This is a genomic window from Phenylobacterium sp. (assembly GCF_036563285.1).
In the GTDB taxonomy this organism is placed as follows: domain Bacteria; phylum Pseudomonadota; class Alphaproteobacteria; order Caulobacterales; family Caulobacteraceae; genus Phenylobacterium.
Genome location: NZ_DATCMR010000011.1, coordinates 723786 through 737660, shown reverse-complemented (window position 1 = coordinate 737660; position 13875 = coordinate 723786). Strand labels below are relative to the sequence as shown.

The window sequence follows — 13875 nt, the reverse complement described above, 5'->3', positions numbered from 1 at the left end:
GGGCCCAACGTGACCGACCTGCTTCTCCTGCCCGGCGACGGCATTGGGCCCGAGGTGACGGCGGAGGTCCGCCGTGTTGCCGAGCGCCTGTGCCCGGACCTGACGCTCGACGAGCGGCCGTTCGGCGGCAAGAGCTACGATATCGCCGGTAGTCCGCTGACCGAGGAGACCCTGGCGGAGGCGAAGGCGGCCAAGGCGGTGCTGATGGGCGCCGTGGGGGGCCCGAAGTGGGCCTCTGTCCCGCGCGACAAACGGCCGGAGGCGGGGCTGCTCGGCCTGCGCGCCGGCATGGGCGTATTCGCCAACCTGCGGCCCGCGCTCTGCTTCCAGCCGCTCGCCGACGCCTCGACCCTGAAACGCGAGGTGGTCGAAGGCCTCGACATCATGATCGTGCGCGAGCTGACCGGCGGCATCTATTTCGGCAGCCCGCGCGGCATCGAAGTGCTCACGGCCGGCGGCAAGCGCGCGGTGGACACCCAGGTCTACACCACCGCCGAGATCGAGCGGGTGGGCCGGGTCGCCTTCGAGCTGGCCCGCGGCCGGCGCAACAAGGTGACCTCCTGCGAGAAGTCCAACGTGATGGATTCCGGCCTGCTCTGGCGCGAGGTGGTCACCGAGCTGCACAAGGCGGAGTACGCCGACGTCACGCTCGAGCACATGCTGGCGGACAACGCCGCCATGCAGCTGGTGAAGAACCCCCGCCAGTTCGACGTGATCCTCACCGACAACCTGTTCGGCGACATCCTGTCCGACGAGGCGGCCCAGCTCACCGGCTCGCTCGGCATGCTGCCGTCGGCGGCGCTGGGGGCGCCCGGCGCGCCGGGGCTCTACGAGCCGATCCACGGCTCGGCGCCGGACATCGCCGGGCAGGGCGTCGCCAATCCGCTGGCGGCGATCCTGTCGTTCGAAATGGCCCTGCGCTGGTCGCTGGGCCGCGCCGACCTCGCCGACCGGCTGTTCGCCGCCGTGAACCGGGCGCTGGAACAGGGCGCGCGCACGCCCGACCTTGGCGGTAAGCTCGGCACCCGCGAGATGGGCGACGCCGTTCTGGCTGCCCTCTAGGGGAGGCGCCAGATGGCCCAATGGCTGGTGAAGTCCGAGCCGGACACCTACAGCTTCGAGGACCTGCAGAAGGACGGGAAGACCGTCTGGGACGGCGTGCGCAACAACGCCGCCGCCCTGCACCTCAAGGCTATGAAGGCCGGCGAGGAGGTGCTGTTCTACCACTCCGGCGAGGGCAAGTCCGTGGTGGGCGTCGCAAAGGTCGTGAAGGCGGCGTTCCCCGACGCCAGCGATCTCACCGGGCGGTTCGTGGCGGTGGAGCTTGCGCCGGTGCGGCCCGTGAAGCGGCCGGTCACGCTCGCCGAGATGAAGGCAGAGCCGGCGCTGGCGGGCCTGGAGATGATCCGCCAGTCGCGCCTCTCGGTATCGCCGGTGAAGCCGGACGAATGGGCGGCGATCCTGCAGATGGCCGGCGGCTAGCTGCGCGCTCCCGCCGCACCCGCGGAAAGCCCCTGTTAACCGCAATTGCGTCTACGGTTCAGCTGAGAACCCGCGTTCCCCACCCACCGCCAGACCCCAAGCCCCCCGCCCCATGGCGCTCGATCCCGCCTCCCGGTCCCGATACAACCTCGAGAACGCCGCGGTGATGCTCGTGGACGACACGCCGATGGGCATGGCGATCCTCGTGCAGATCGTCACTGGCCTGGGCGCCAAGAAGCTGTTCCGCTGCGACTCCGTCGAGATGGCCCAGCAGGTGGCCGCCAAGCACGAGATCGACCTGGCCATCGTCGACGGCATGGCCGAGGGCAAGGGCTACGACTTCGTCAAGTGGATGCGCACCACCTGCCAGGAGCCGAACTGCTACACCCCGGTGCTGCTGACCACGGCCCACACGCCCGCCAGCCACGTGGTCCGCGCCCGCGACTGCGGCGGCCACATCATCGTCAAGAAGCCCTTCGCCCCGATCGTCATGCTCGAGCGGATCATCTGGATGGCGAAGGAGGGCCGCCCCTTCCTGTTCTCCGAGAACTACGTGGGTCCGGACCGGCGCTTCCGCGACGACGGGCCGCCGGACGGCGTCGGCCGGCGGCGCGAGGACAAGGTCGGCCAGGCCGCGGCCGCCGCGGTGGAGGTCGTCGACGAGCACAAGCAGAAGGCCGCGTCATGAGTGAAAGCGTACGCTTCGTCTTCCCGAAGCCGAAGCTGGCCAAGCTGCTGCAGCAACCCGGCGGCCTGCCCGTCGCCGAAGCCCTTGAGCGCGCCCAGAACAACCTGGAGGCCATCAAGCCCACCTGCCTGGCCGAGCTCCAGGCGTTGCTCGAGCTGACCGAAGCGCGCTTCGAAGCCATGGGCGGCGAGTTCGAAGAGGCCCCCCTGGCCGAGCTCTACGCCATCGCCGTGCGCGGCATCGGGGGCGGCGAGGTGTGCGGCACGCCCGGCGTCGACCAGGCGCTCACCAGCCTCTGCGACCTGCTCGACAACCTGCGCACCAGCCAGCGCTACGACCGCGCCGCCATCGGGGTGCATGTGCAGGCCTGGCGCCTGCTGCTGGCGCCGGAGAACTCGCTGGAGGCCTCGCGCGTCGTGGTCGAAGGCCTGCGCAAGGTCAGCGCCCGTTACGCCGCCTAGGGCTCCACCGTCATCTGGGTCTGGGTGACGAGGGCCAGCAGCTTGCCCTCGGGCGCGGTGATGCGCGTCTGCCAGACGCTGGAGCGCCGGCCGATGTGCAGCGGCGTCGCCTCCCCGAAGACTACCGTGCCCACCTTGGCCGAGCCCATGAAGTTGGTCTTGGATTCCAGCGTCGTGGTCCGCGCGCCCGCGGGCAGGTTCAGGAAGCCGCCGATCGCGCCCAGGGTGTCGGCAAAGGCCATGTAGGCGCCGCCGTGCAGGATGCCGCCGGCGGTGCACAGGTCATCGCGCACCTGCATTCGCCCGCGCACCCGCTGCTTCGTCCGCTCCAGGATCTCCACCCCCATCAGCGTGGGGAACGGCGTGCCGGGCGGCAGGACCTCTTCGTTCGACATGAACCCTCTCCCTGCCCTCTCCTGCGGGAGAGAGTTGCGTTGCGGCGGCCGGCCCCCATCTCCGACGCTTGGAGGCGCGCTGATGGCCGCATCAGCATCCCTCGCCTTGCTTCGGGACCCGCCGGAGAGTAACCGGACGCTCCCCAGCTATTTAGGAGAATACCGATGGGTTACCGGGTGGCCGTAGTCGGCGCCACGGGCAATGTGGGCCGCGAGATGCTGAACATCCTCGAGGAAGTGAACTTCCCCGTGGAGAAGATTCACGCGATCGCGTCGCGCAAATCCATTGGCCTGGAAGTCGCCTTCGGCGAGCAGATCATCAAGTGCGAGGACATCGAGCAGTTCGACTTCTCGACGGTCGACCTCGTGCTGATGTCGGTGAGCGGCGCCTTCTCCAAGGAGTGGGCCCCGAAGATCGGCGCGGCCGGCGCGATCGTGATCGACAACTCGTCGGCCTGGCGCATGGACCCCGACGTCCCGCTCGTCGTGCCGGAGGTGAACCCCGACGACGTGGAGTGGGCGGACCGCAAGAACATCATCGCGAACCCGAACTGCTCGACGGCCCAGCTGGTGGTGGCGCTGAAGCCGCTGCATGACCTCGCCCGCATCAAGCGGGTGGTCGTGGCGACCTACCAGTCGGTCTCGGGCGCGGGCAAGGAAGGCATGGACGAGCTGTTCGACCAGACGAAGAACGTCTTCGTGCTCGGGGCCACGCCGCCCAACAAGTTCCCCAAGCAGATCGCCTTCAACGTCATCCCCTTCATCGGCTCCTTCCGCGACGACGGCTTCACCGACGAGGAAGCCAAGATGTGGAACGAGACGCACAAGATGATCGACCCGGAGATCAAGCTCACGGTCACCTGCGTGCGCGTGCCCGTGATGGTCGGGCACTCGGAAGCCGTGAACATCGAGTTCCACGATCCAATCGACGAGGACGAGGCGCGCGACCTGCTGCGCGAAAGCCCCGGCCTGATCGTCATCGATAAGCGCGACGAGAAGGGCTACATGACGCCTAAGGAGGCCCAGGGCGAGTTCCCGGTCTTCGTCTCGCGCATCCGCAAGGACCCGACGGTCGAGAACGGCCTGTCCCTGTGGGTCGTCGCCGACAACCTGCGCAAGGGCGCGGCGCTGAACGCCGTGCAGATCGCCGAGCTGCTCCACGCCCGCGGCCTGATCCGCCAGAAGCAGCTGGCCTAGGCCTTATGGCGACGTCTTCAGCGCAAGGCGGTGAAGCCCGCCTCGCGCTGGGCGCCGCCGTCGGCTGCTATCTCATCTGGGGCTTCGTGCCCCTCTACTTCCAGGCGCTGGGCCGCATGGGCGTGGGCCCCTGGGAGATCCTCGCCCAGCGCATCGTCTGGTCCATCCCGGCGGCCGCCGTCTTCGTCCTGCTCGCCAAGCAGGGCCGCCAGGTGCTGCGGGTTCTCCGCCAGCCGAAGGTGCTGGCGTGGCTGGCGCTCTCGTCGGTGCTGATCGCCGCCAACTGGGTGGTCTTCATCTGGGCAGTGACATCCAACCGGCTGCTGGAGACCAGCCTCGGCTACTACATCAATCCGCTGGTGAGCATGGCCGCCGGCGCGCTGCTGTTCCGCGAGCGCATCGACCGGATCGGCGCTGTGGCCATCGCCCTCGCCCTGGTCGGCGTCTGCGTCCAGACTGCCGCGCTGGGACACCTGCCGTGGGTGTCGCTGGTGCTGGCGCTCAGCTTCGGCGGCTACGGCGTGGTCAGGAAGCAGGTGGCCGCCGACGCCCAGACCGGGCTGTTGGTGGAGACCCTGATCGTCGGTGTTGTCGCGGCCGCCTACATCGCCTGGCTGCAGGCGCAGGGTCAGGGCCACTTCGGCGACCCGCTCACCGCCGCCTGGCTGATCGGCTCCGGCCCGGTCACCGCCGTCCCCCTGGTGCTGTTCTCCTGGGCCGCGCGTCGCATCCCGCTCTCCTACATGGGTTTCCTGCAGTTCATGTCGCCCACCATCAGCTTCGCCATAGGCCTGGCGCAGGGCGAGCCGTTCACGCCGCTGCGGGCGCTCTCCTTCGTGTTCATCTGGGGCGGTGCGGCCGTGTTCATCTATGCGGCCTGGCGCCGCTCGCGCTCCGTGGCGCGCGCGGAAGAGATCATCGAGGCACCGGCCGAGTAGCCGCTCGTCGCGCGGCTTCGCACGTTAGCCGCAGGCCCTTCTCGGCCGCGCCACGGCCGCGCTTAGCTGGCGTCATGATCGCATTGCTCCTGCTGGCCATGACGGCCGACCCTTCGCAGATGGACCGGGTCTTCGCCCGCGAGACCCTGCAGGTCGCCCCGCGGGTCCACCTGATCCACAAGCCGGCCGTCACCGACCCCCCCTTCGAGGGCAACGTCACGGTGATCGAGCAGCGGGACGGCCTGGTGCTGGTGGACGCCGGCGGCGCGCCGCCCTCTGGGCGCGCGGTGGTCGCGCAGGTGCGCAAGCTCTCGAGGAAGCCGGTGAAGTGGATCGTCTACACCCACTATCACGGCGACCATAACCTCGGGGCCGGCGAGGTCCTGAAGGCTTGGCCGCAGGCGGTGGTCGTCTCGACCGCCAAGACCCGGGAGAACATGACCGGCGCGCCGATGGCCTATGTGGCGGGCTACGCAAAATCCTACGGCGACATGGCCGACCTCGCGGCGACCCAGGCTGCGGACGCCAAGCTGCCGGAGGCCCTGCGCGCCGGCTGGCGGCGCACGGCCGCCGCGGGACCCGGCATGATCGCGGGCTACAGCGGCATGGCTGCCGTCCCCGCGAGCCGCACCTTTACCAACCGGTTCTACATCGCCGACGCCGACGCACCCGTGGAGGTGATGTTCCTGGGCCGCGGCAACACCGATGGAGACGCCGTGGTGTGGCTGCCGAAGCAGAAGGTGCTGGCCTCCGGCGACCTCGTGGTGGCGCCCATCCCCTATGCCGCCCACACCTATCCCGGCGAGTGGATCGCCACGCTCAAGAAGCTGCAGGCTATCGACTTCCAGGTCCTGATCCCCGGCCACGGCGCGCCGCAGGGCGACCGCGCCTATGTCGGCAAGCTGATCGCCGCGCTGGAGACGGTCCGCGGCCAGGTCGCGCCGTTGAAGGACCTGCCTCTGGCGGAGGTGAGGAAGCGCGTGAACCTGACGTCCGTCAAAGCGGGCTTCACCGGCGACGACCCCTGGCTCGGATTCCTCATCGATGCGGTCTTCACCGGCGACCTGATCTCCAACGCCTGGAGGGAGGCGCGCGGTGAGCACGTCGTGCAGGGGAAGAGCTAGTGTCTAGTCGTCAGACGAGTCTAGCCTCGGGCTCGGACAGGAGGGCAGATGGCTGCCACTTTCTTGGTGCTTGCGGCCGTCATGGCCGCGGAGCCAGCAGCGGCGGGAAAGCTGGAATGGCTGAGCCGCCCGCGGGCCCGTGACATCGCCGAGTGCATCCCCGGCGTTCTTCCTCGTGGCGACCATGCCATTCAGCTTCATTGCGTGACCGCACCTGGTGACCGGCTGGAGAACTGCCGCGTCGAGGCTGCGACTGGGAAGGTTCACCCGAAGGTGGAGCGCGCAGCCCTCTGCTCGGCCAAGTACTTCAGGATGCGTGCGACGGACCGCGATGGCCAAGTGGTCTTGGGCGCACCGGCATCGGTGCCGCTCAATTTTTCGCGACCCTAGAGCGCGGCGTAGGCCGCCTCGATAAGCCGCTTCGGACGTTCGTCGCCCATCAACTGGGTGGACTGCTTGTTCATGACATAGGCGCCGCCGAGCCTCCGCTCCGGGTCGGCGAAGGCGCAGGAGCCGCCCCAGCCGGAGTGGCCGAAGGTCTCGTTGCCCGGACCCCAGGGATGCTCGACCTCGTTACGCATGAAGCCGGCGCCCCAGCTCATCACAAACGGCAGCACCAGATCCTGCCCGCGGATGCGCTCACGCGTCGCCTGGGCGATCAGTGCGGGCGACAGGATCTCCTCGCCGTCCAGCCAGCCGCCATCCGCCAGCGCGCCCATCAGCCGGGCCAACCCCTCGGCGGTGGCGTGGCCGTTGGTCGACGGGATCTCCATTGACCGCCACTCCGCCGGGCTCTTGCCGGCGGCCGCCGACCAGGGCGTCAGGAAGGCGGCCTTGGTGGGTTCGTTGATCTCGCCGAAGTTCGGCAGAGCGCTCGGCCGCTGGATCTCGGCCACGCGGCCGTGCTCGGCCTCGGGGAGGCCGATCCAGACGTCGAGGCCGAGCGGTCCGGACAGGTCCTCGCGCAGCGCGGTCCCCATGCTGCGGCTGTCGACGCGCCGGAAGATTTCGCCGCTAATGTAGCCCACGGTGATCGGGTGATAGCCGCTGGCCGTCCCCACCGGCCACATCGGGGCCATGGCGGCGAGCTTGGCGCAGATGCGGTCCCAGTCGAACCACTCCACCGGCTCCATCGGCTCCGGGAATCCGGGCAGGCCCGCCTGGTGCGAGATCGCCTGCTCGATCGTGACCGCGGGCTTCCCGGCCTGGCCAAACTCCGGCCAGACGGAAGCGACGGTCTGGCCATAGTCAAGCCGGCCCTGGTCGACGAGGCGCGCGATCATCAGGCTGGCGACGGCCTTGGTCGTGGAGAACACGGTGGCAAGGGTCTTCTCGTCGAATGGCCGAGTGCGCTTGCGGTCCGCGAAGCCGCCCCACAGGTCGACCACCGTCTCGCCGGCCTCCACCAAGGTGAAGCGCGCGCCCAGCTCCTCGCCGGCTTCGAAGCTCCTGGCGAAGGCGTCCTTCACGGCGGCGAAGCGCGGCTGGGCGTGACCCTGAAGCTCGATCTTCACACCGTCGCCCTTTCCTCGAAGCCTTCGCTGCTGTCGTCCTCAGCCGGCGCACGGATGACGGCGCTCACCTCCGCAGCGCGAGGGCCTTGCCGGCACAACTCAGCCAACCGCTCGATGACGTCCGCCTCACCGATCGCCAGCAGCTCCACCGAGCCGTCGCCGAGGTTGCGGACCCAGCCACACAGCCCCAGCCGGCGCGCGGCGCCGACCGCCCACCAGCGGTAGCCGACGCCCTGCACGCGGCCTTCGATGCGGAAGCTCTCTGCGCGCCTCACAGGCGCTCTATACGCACCTCGGCGGTCGGACGCACCAGCCGCTGCCCGAGCGCCACGATCGGCAGCTCCGGCGCGTTCCAGGCATGGCCCGCCTTCACCGTCTCGGCGGCGGCGCGAGCCGCGCGTTCGGCGGCGGCGAGCGGATCCAGCCCCTCCACGAGCCCCGCCCCGAAGCTGGCGGTCACCAGGTCGCCGGTGCCGTTGGGCGCCTGGTCGAGCCTAGGGTGTGCGAACAGGGTGGCGCGGCTCTCGTCCACATAGAGCAGGCCGATCTCATCGGGGCCAGCGGGCGCGGAACTCACCAGCGCCTTGCGTCCGGTGGCGCGCACGGCGTCCACGATATCGTCCAGGCTGCGGAGGTCGCGGCTGGCCAGGTGGCCGAGCTCCCACACGTTGGGCGTGATCCAGTCCGCCAGTGGGACCAGCCGTTCGGCGACCGCCGCGGCGACCTCCGGCTTCACGTAGAGCCCGCGCGGCGCATCGCCCATGATCGGGTCCACCACCACCACCGGCTTGCCCGAGAAGGCGCCGTCCCGTTCAGCCTGACGCACGCGCTCCAGCACGCCGGCGGCGATCTCCACCTGCTCCGGCAGGGAGAAATGGCCGGTGATGACGAGGTCCACGAGGCCGAACAGCGCGTCGGCCTCGATGTCGCCGAGCATGCGGCGGAAGATGTCCGGCGGCGTCACCTCGCCCTCCCCGCCCTTCGCAGGGCTGCGGCCGAACATGACGGTGGGGGCCAGGACGGGGTCGATCTTGTGCGCCGCCAGCACGTACTGCTGCGCGGCCCCGCCGATGCGCGAGGCGGACACGAAGGATGACATGATCAGGGCGAGCGGCACGACCGGAAGCTTTATCCCGGCCGCGCCCTCAACCCAATGTGGTTCGCTCCCGACGGGAAACGAAACCTAGTAGCGGTAGTGCTCGGGCTTGAACGGACCCTGCGGCGTCACGCCGATGTAGTCCGCCTGCTCCTTGGAGAGCTTGGTCAGCTTCGCGCCCAGCTTGTCGAGGTGCAGCATGGCCACCTTCTCGTCGAGGTGCTTGGGCAGGGTGTAGACCTTGGTCTCGTACTTGGCGCCGTTCTGCCAGAGCTCGATCTGGGCGAGGGTCTGGTTGGTGAAGGACGCGCTCATCACGAAGCTGGGGTGGCCGGTGGCGTTGCCGAGGTTCACGAGGCGGCCTTCCGACAGGACGATGATCTTCTTGCCGTCCGGGAATTCCACGTGGTGGACCTGGTCCTTGATCTTGTCCCACTTGAAATTGCGCAGGCCCGCGATCTGGATCTCGGAATCGAAGTGGCCGATGTTGGCCACAATGGCGTTGTTCTTCATCGCCCGCATGTGATCGACGGTGAGCACGTCCTTGTTGCCCGTGGCGGTGACGAAGATGTCCGCCTTGTCGGCGACGTCCTCGACCGTGACGACCTCATAGCCTTCCATGGCCGCCTGCAGGGCGCAGATCGGGTCCACTTCGGTGACCATCACCCGCGCGCCCCCGTTCCGCAGCGAGGCCGCCGAGCCCTTGCCCACGTCGCCGTAGCCGAGGACCACCGCGACCTTGCCCGAGAGCATCACGTCGGTGCCGCGGCGGATGGCGTCCACCAGGCTCTCCCGGCAGCCGTAGAGGTTGTCGAACTTCGACTTCGTCACGCTGTCGTTGACGTTGATCGCCGGGAACGGCAGCTCGCCGCGCTCGGCCATCTGGTAGAGGCGGTGCACGCCCGTGGTGGTCTCTTCGGAGACGCCGCGGCAGGCGTCACGGATGGCGGTGTAGAAGCCGGGCTTCTCCTTCAGGTAGCGCTTCATCACCTCGTAGAGCGCTTCCTCTTCCTCGTTCTGCGGCTTGTTCAGGATCGAGGGATCCTTCTCGGCCTTGGGGCCCAGCACGCAGAGCAGGGTGGCGTCGCCGCCGTCGTCGAGGATCAGGTTCGGGTACCCGCCGTCGGACCACTCGAAGATCCTGTGGGCGTATTCCCAGTACTCGATCAGGGTCTCGCCCTTGATGGCGAACACCGGCGTGCCCTTCACGGCGATGGCCGCGGCGGCATGGTCCTGCGTGGAGAAGATGTTGCAGGAGGCCCAGCGCACGTCGGCGCCCAGCGCCTGCAAGGTCTCGATCAGCACCGCGGTCTGGATGGTCATGTGCAGGGAGCCGGCGATGCGGGCGCCCTTCAGCGGCTGGTCCTTGCCGAACTCGGCGCGCACGGCCATCAGGCCGGGCATCTCGGTCTCGGCGATCTCGATCTCCTTGCGGCCCCAGTCGGCCAGGGAGATGTCCTTCACGACGTAGTCGGTCATCGGTCTCTCGGATTCTCGGATTTCGGTCGCGGCTCTATAGCGGCGGGCGGGCGCCGCCGCAACGATCATATAAAGAAATCTTTATATCAAGACTTGAGGAGCGCGCGCCCCTGCGACGACTTGCTCTCGAAGGATAGCTTCAAGGGCGCGGCCCGGCGCAGCTCGCGGGCGAGCGCGAAGAGCGCCTTGCGTGGCCCGGACTTCAGCTCCAGCTCAAGCTCGCTTATCGGGCGGGTGCGCCCTTCGGCCTCTACCTCGCCGAGGTCAGCGGCGAGCTCGATCTCGGCGCCCTCGTAGCGCACCAGCCGCTGGCGGCGCGTGATCCGCACCTCCAGCGTCGGCGTCAGCGTCGCGCGCTGCGGCTCAGACAGGAGCTCCGGCAACGGGCCGAAGGTGGGATCGAAGAATTCCACCGGCGCCTCGTGCTCCTCACGGCTGACGCCCTTGCCGCGCTTCAGCGTCTGCACCCGGCAGCCGTCCCACTCGCGAATCCGCAGGCTCGCCCCGGCGCGCGCGAGCGCCCCGTCCGGCGTGTCGAAATAGACGCTGGTCAGGTGGCGGGTCTCGTCCTCGCCGGCCGGCGCGGCGGCGAGCACCACGGCCATGTCGGCCGGCGCGCACAGGAACTTCAGCTCGATCTCGCGAGAGCCGCTCATGTTCCGCGCTCCTGCCGTCCCAGGCCGATGCGTAACTAGCAGGTCCATCGAAAGGCGCCAGCGGCCTGTCGGCTCGGCCCTAGCTTAACCGTCCTCGGGGTCCTATCTCGGAGGCGCGGAGGGGCGCACTTGCAGCCGATCATATCCATCGAGGGCCTGTCGAAGACCTATGCCGGCGGCTTCCAGGCGCTGAAAAGCGTCGACCTGGACATCCGCCGCGGCGAGATCTTCGCCCTGCTGGGCCCGAACGGCGCCGGCAAGACGACGCTGATCAGCATCGTCTGCGGGATCGTGAACCCAACCGGCGGGAAGGTGACCGCCGACGGCCACGACATCCAGCGCGACTACCGCGCCGCCCGCACCAAGATCGGGCTGGTGCCGCAGGAGCTCTCCACCGACGCCTTCGAGACCGTCTGGGCGACGGTGAAGTTCTCCCGCGGGCTGTTCGGCAGGCCGCCGAACAACGCCTACCTGGAGAAGGTGCTGAAGGACCTCAGCCTCTGGGACAAGAAGGACGCCAAGATCATGCAGCTCTCGGGCGGCATGAAGCGGCGGGTGATGATCGCCAAGGCGCTCTCCCACGAGCCCTCGATCCTGTTCCTCGACGAGCCCACCGCCGGCGTCGACGTCGAGTTGCGGCGCGACATGTGGGAGATGGTCCGGGGCCTGCGCGAGAGCGGCGTGACCATCATCCTGACCACCCACTACATCGAGGAGGCCGAGGAGATGGCCGACCGGATCGGCGTGATCTCCAAGGGCGAGCTCATCGTGGTGGAGGAGAAGACCGCGCTCATGCAGAAGCTGGGGCGCAAGCAGCTGACGCTGTCGCTGCAGGAGCCGCTGGCCGCCGTGCCGGCCGACCTGACCGGCTACCAGCTGGAGCTGGCCGCCGACGGCCATGAGCTCGTTTACACCTTCGACGCCCAGGCCGAGCACACCGGCATCGCCGAGCTGCTGCGCGAGCTCTCGAAGCGCGGCGTCGACTTCAAGGACCTGAAGACCGACCAGAGCTCGCTGGAGGAGATCTTCGTCAGCCTGGTGAGGAGCCGCCCATGAACCTCCACGCGGTCCAGGCCATCTACCGCTTCGAGATGGCGCGCACCTTCCGCACAATCGTGCAGTCGATCGCGGCGCCGGTGATCACCACCTCGCTCTATTTCATCGTGTTCGGCTCGGCGATCGGCTCGCGGATGCAGAGCATCGACGGGGTGAGCTACGGGGCCTTCATCATCCCGGGCCTGATCATGCTGTCGATCCTGACGGAGAGCATCTCCAACGGCTCGTTCGGCATCTACATGCCCAAGTGGTCGGGGACGATCTACGAGCTGCTCTCGGCGCCGGTCTCGGCGGTGGAGATCGTGCTGGGCTATGTGGGCGCGGCGGCGACCAAGTCGGTGCTTATCGGCACGATCATCCTGATCACGGCGCGGCTGTTCGTGGACTTCTCCATCGCCCACCCGCTGGCCATGCTGGCCTTCCTGGTGCTGACCTCGGCGACCTTCAGCCTGTTTGGCTTCCTCACGGGCATCTGGGCCGACGGCTTCGAGAAGCTGTCGATCATCCCGATGCTGGTGATCACGCCGCTGACCTTCCTGGGCGGCAGCTTCTATTCGATCAGCATGCTGCCGCCGGTCTGGCAGAAGATCGCCCTGTTCAACCCGGTGGTCTATCTGGTGAGCGGCTTCCGCTGGAGCTTCTACGGGGTCTCCGACGTGGACGTGGGCATCAGCCTGGCCGCCACCCTGGGCTTCCTCGCCGTCTGCCTGGCGGCGGTCTGGTGGATCTTCCGCACCGGCTGGCGCCTGAAGACCTGAGCGGATGAGGAACGTCCTCTTCGTGTGCTCGGCCAACCGGCTCCGAAGCCCGACTGCCGAGCAGGTCTTCGCAGACTACCGCGGCATCGAGGTCGCCTCGGCGGGACTGGACGCCAGTTGCGGGAACCCGGTCTCGTCCGAGGCTCTCGAATGGGCGGACATCGTGTTCGTGATGGAGCGCGCCCACAGGAACAAACTCTCCAAGCGGTTCAAAGAACACCTGAAGAAAGCCAGGGTGATCTGCCTGAACATTCCGGACGAGTACGAATTGATGGACCCGCAACTGGTCGCCCTACTGAAGGCGCGGGTCACCCCGCACCTACCCTAGGCTACTCGTCCTCCTCGAAGCGGCCCTGAACCAGGGCCGTGAGCGCCTCGATGGCTTCGGCGGCCTGAGGCCCCTCCGCTTCGATGTCGATGCAGCAGCCGGGGCTGGCGGCGAGCATCATCAGGCCCATGATCGAACGGGCGTCGACGGTCTGGCCGTCTTTGGTGACCCGGACCTCCGCGTCGTAAGTGGCCGCCATCTTCACGAACTTGGCCGAGGCGCGCGCATGCAGGCCGCGCTTGTTGATGATCTCGACGGTGCGGGAGACCTGTTCGCTCACTTTTCCCCAGCGAGCACGTAGGAGGCGACGGAGATGTACTTGCGGCCGGCCTCCTGGGCGCAGGCCACGGCGTCCTCGAGAGTCTGGCGACTGCGCACGGAGGCAAGCTTGATCAGCATCGGCAGGTTCAGCCCGGCGATCACCTCGGCGCGGGTCTGCTCCATCACCGAGATGGCGAGGTTGGAGGGGGTGCCGCCAAACATGTCCGTCAGCAGGATCACGCCGGAGCCGGTCTCGACCCGGGCGCAGGCCTCGAGGATGTCCTTGCGGCGGCGTTCCATGTCGTCCTCGGGCCCGATGCAGATGGACTCGACCGCAGCCTGCGGCCCCACCACGTGCTCCATGGCGAAGACGAACTCCTCCGCCAGCCGCCCGTGCGTCACGATCACGAGCCCGATCATGCGAACTGTCTCAAGGGGGATC

General features: G+C 68.4%; 19 protein-coding genes. 11 read left to right on the top strand and 8 right to left on the bottom strand.

The window, feature by feature from the left end; translation table 11 throughout:
• The first annotated feature begins 9 nt into the window (after positions 1-9).
• The 4 genes from leuB (at position 10) to VIL76_RS14355 (ending at position 2631) form a co-directional block, all read left to right on the top strand.
• Entirely contained in the window at positions 10-1062 is a 1053-nt protein-coding gene (leuB, locus tag VIL76_RS14370; protein WP_332045718.1) for a 3-isopropylmalate dehydrogenase, read from the top strand.
• Positions 1063-1074: 12 nt separating this feature from the next.
• The gene (locus VIL76_RS14365; protein ID WP_332045717.1) at positions 1075-1482 is read left to right on the top strand and encodes an EVE domain-containing protein; all 408 of its coding nucleotides are present in this window, start codon (positions 1075-1077) and stop codon (positions 1480-1482) included.
• A gap of 112 nt (positions 1483-1594) precedes the next feature.
• On the top strand, positions 1595-2170 hold the full coding sequence (locus tag VIL76_RS14360; RefSeq protein WP_332045716.1) for a response regulator: 576 nt from the start codon (positions 1595-1597) through the stop codon (positions 2168-2170).
• On the top strand, positions 2167-2631 hold the full coding sequence (locus VIL76_RS14355) for a hypothetical protein (protein WP_332045715.1): 465 nt from the start codon (positions 2167-2169) through the stop codon (positions 2629-2631). The genes VIL76_RS14360 and VIL76_RS14355 overlap by 4 nt, the downstream gene beginning before the upstream one ends.
• Here VIL76_RS14355 and VIL76_RS14350 read toward each other — a convergent pair.
• On the bottom strand, positions 2628-3026 hold the full coding sequence (locus VIL76_RS14350; protein ID WP_332045714.1) for a PaaI family thioesterase: 399 nt from the start codon (positions 3024-3026) through the stop codon (positions 2628-2630). The genes VIL76_RS14355 and VIL76_RS14350 overlap by 4 nt on opposite strands.
• Positions 3027-3191: 165 nt before the next feature.
• On the opposite strand from VIL76_RS14350, the gene VIL76_RS14345 reads away from it, so the two are divergent.
• The 4 genes from VIL76_RS14345 to VIL76_RS14330 all read left to right on the top strand — a co-directional run bounded on the left by VIL76_RS14345 (position 3192) and on the right by VIL76_RS14330 (position 6675).
• The gene (locus tag VIL76_RS14345) at positions 3192-4223 is read left to right on the top strand and encodes an aspartate-semialdehyde dehydrogenase (protein WP_332045713.1); all 1032 of its coding nucleotides are present in this window, start codon (positions 3192-3194) and stop codon (positions 4221-4223) included.
• Between the two features lie 5 nt (positions 4224-4228).
• A complete protein-coding gene (rarD, locus tag VIL76_RS14340) occupies positions 4229-5161 on the top strand; it encodes an EamA family transporter RarD (RefSeq protein WP_332045712.1) in 933 nt (310 codons plus the stop codon).
• Between the two features lie 74 nt (positions 5162-5235).
• A complete protein-coding gene (locus VIL76_RS14335) occupies positions 5236-6285 on the top strand; it encodes an MBL fold metallo-hydrolase (protein ID WP_332045711.1) in 1050 nt (349 codons plus the stop codon).
• 48 nt (positions 6286-6333) lie between these two features.
• The gene (locus VIL76_RS14330; protein ID WP_332045710.1) at positions 6334-6675 is read left to right on the top strand and encodes a hypothetical protein; all 342 of its coding nucleotides are present in this window, start codon (positions 6334-6336) and stop codon (positions 6673-6675) included.
• Here the strand turns inward: VIL76_RS14330 and VIL76_RS14325 are convergent.
• The 5 genes from VIL76_RS14325 to VIL76_RS14305 form a co-directional block, all read right to left on the bottom strand.
• Positions 6672-7799 carry a serine hydrolase domain-containing protein gene (locus VIL76_RS14325; protein ID WP_332045709.1) on the bottom strand — a complete coding sequence of 376 codons (1128 nt, stop codon included), beginning with the start codon at positions 7797-7799 and terminating at the stop codon, positions 6672-6674. The two genes, VIL76_RS14330 and VIL76_RS14325, sit on opposite strands and share 4 nt — an antisense overlap.
• On the bottom strand, positions 7796-8074 hold the full coding sequence (locus VIL76_RS14320; RefSeq protein ID WP_332045708.1) for an acylphosphatase: 279 nt from the start codon (positions 8072-8074) through the stop codon (positions 7796-7798). The genes VIL76_RS14325 and VIL76_RS14320 overlap by 4 nt, the downstream gene beginning before the upstream one ends.
• Positions 8071-8916: a PfkB family carbohydrate kinase gene (locus VIL76_RS14315; RefSeq protein WP_332045707.1), complete on the bottom strand. Its 846-nt coding sequence runs from the start codon at positions 8914-8916 to the stop codon at positions 8071-8073. The genes VIL76_RS14320 and VIL76_RS14315 overlap by 4 nt, the downstream gene beginning before the upstream one ends.
• Positions 8917-8982: 66 nt before the next feature.
• Positions 8983-10374, bottom strand: coding sequence for an adenosylhomocysteinase (gene ahcY / locus VIL76_RS14310; RefSeq protein ID WP_332045706.1), 1392 nt, complete (start codon positions 10372-10374; stop codon positions 8983-8985).
• A gap of 86 nt (positions 10375-10460) precedes the next feature.
• A complete protein-coding gene (locus tag VIL76_RS14305; protein WP_332045705.1) occupies positions 10461-11030 on the bottom strand; it encodes a CYTH domain-containing protein in 570 nt (189 codons plus the stop codon).
• A gap of 129 nt (positions 11031-11159) precedes the next feature.
• On the opposite strand from VIL76_RS14305, the gene VIL76_RS14300 reads away from it, so the two are divergent.
• Genes VIL76_RS14300 through VIL76_RS14290 form a run of 3 tightly spaced genes read left to right on the top strand, consistent with a single transcriptional unit; the run spans position 11160 to position 13172 of the window.
• Entirely contained in the window at positions 11160-12086 is a 927-nt protein-coding gene (locus tag VIL76_RS14300) for an ABC transporter ATP-binding protein (RefSeq protein ID WP_332045704.1), read from the top strand.
• Positions 12083-12844 carry an ABC transporter permease gene (locus VIL76_RS14295; RefSeq protein ID WP_332045703.1) on the top strand — a complete coding sequence of 254 codons (762 nt, stop codon included), beginning with the start codon at positions 12083-12085 and terminating at the stop codon, positions 12842-12844. The genes VIL76_RS14300 and VIL76_RS14295 overlap by 4 nt, the downstream gene beginning before the upstream one ends.
• A gap of 4 nt (positions 12845-12848) precedes the next feature.
• On the top strand, positions 12849-13172 hold the full coding sequence (locus VIL76_RS14290; protein WP_332045702.1) for a low molecular weight protein tyrosine phosphatase family protein: 324 nt from the start codon (positions 12849-12851) through the stop codon (positions 13170-13172).
• Between the two features lies 1 nt (position 13173).
• Here the strand turns inward: VIL76_RS14290 and VIL76_RS14285 are convergent, their stop codons facing one another.
• Together VIL76_RS14285 and VIL76_RS14280 are read right to left on the bottom strand one after the other, a co-directional pair.
• Positions 13174-13452, bottom strand: a complete 279-nt coding sequence (locus tag VIL76_RS14285; RefSeq protein WP_332045701.1) for an HPr family phosphocarrier protein — start codon at positions 13450-13452, stop codon at positions 13174-13176.
• On the bottom strand, positions 13449-13853 hold the full coding sequence (locus tag VIL76_RS14280; RefSeq protein ID WP_332045700.1) for a PTS sugar transporter subunit IIA: 405 nt from the start codon (positions 13851-13853) through the stop codon (positions 13449-13451). The genes VIL76_RS14285 and VIL76_RS14280 overlap by 4 nt, the downstream gene beginning before the upstream one ends.
• Positions 13854-13875 lie beyond the last annotated feature (22 nt).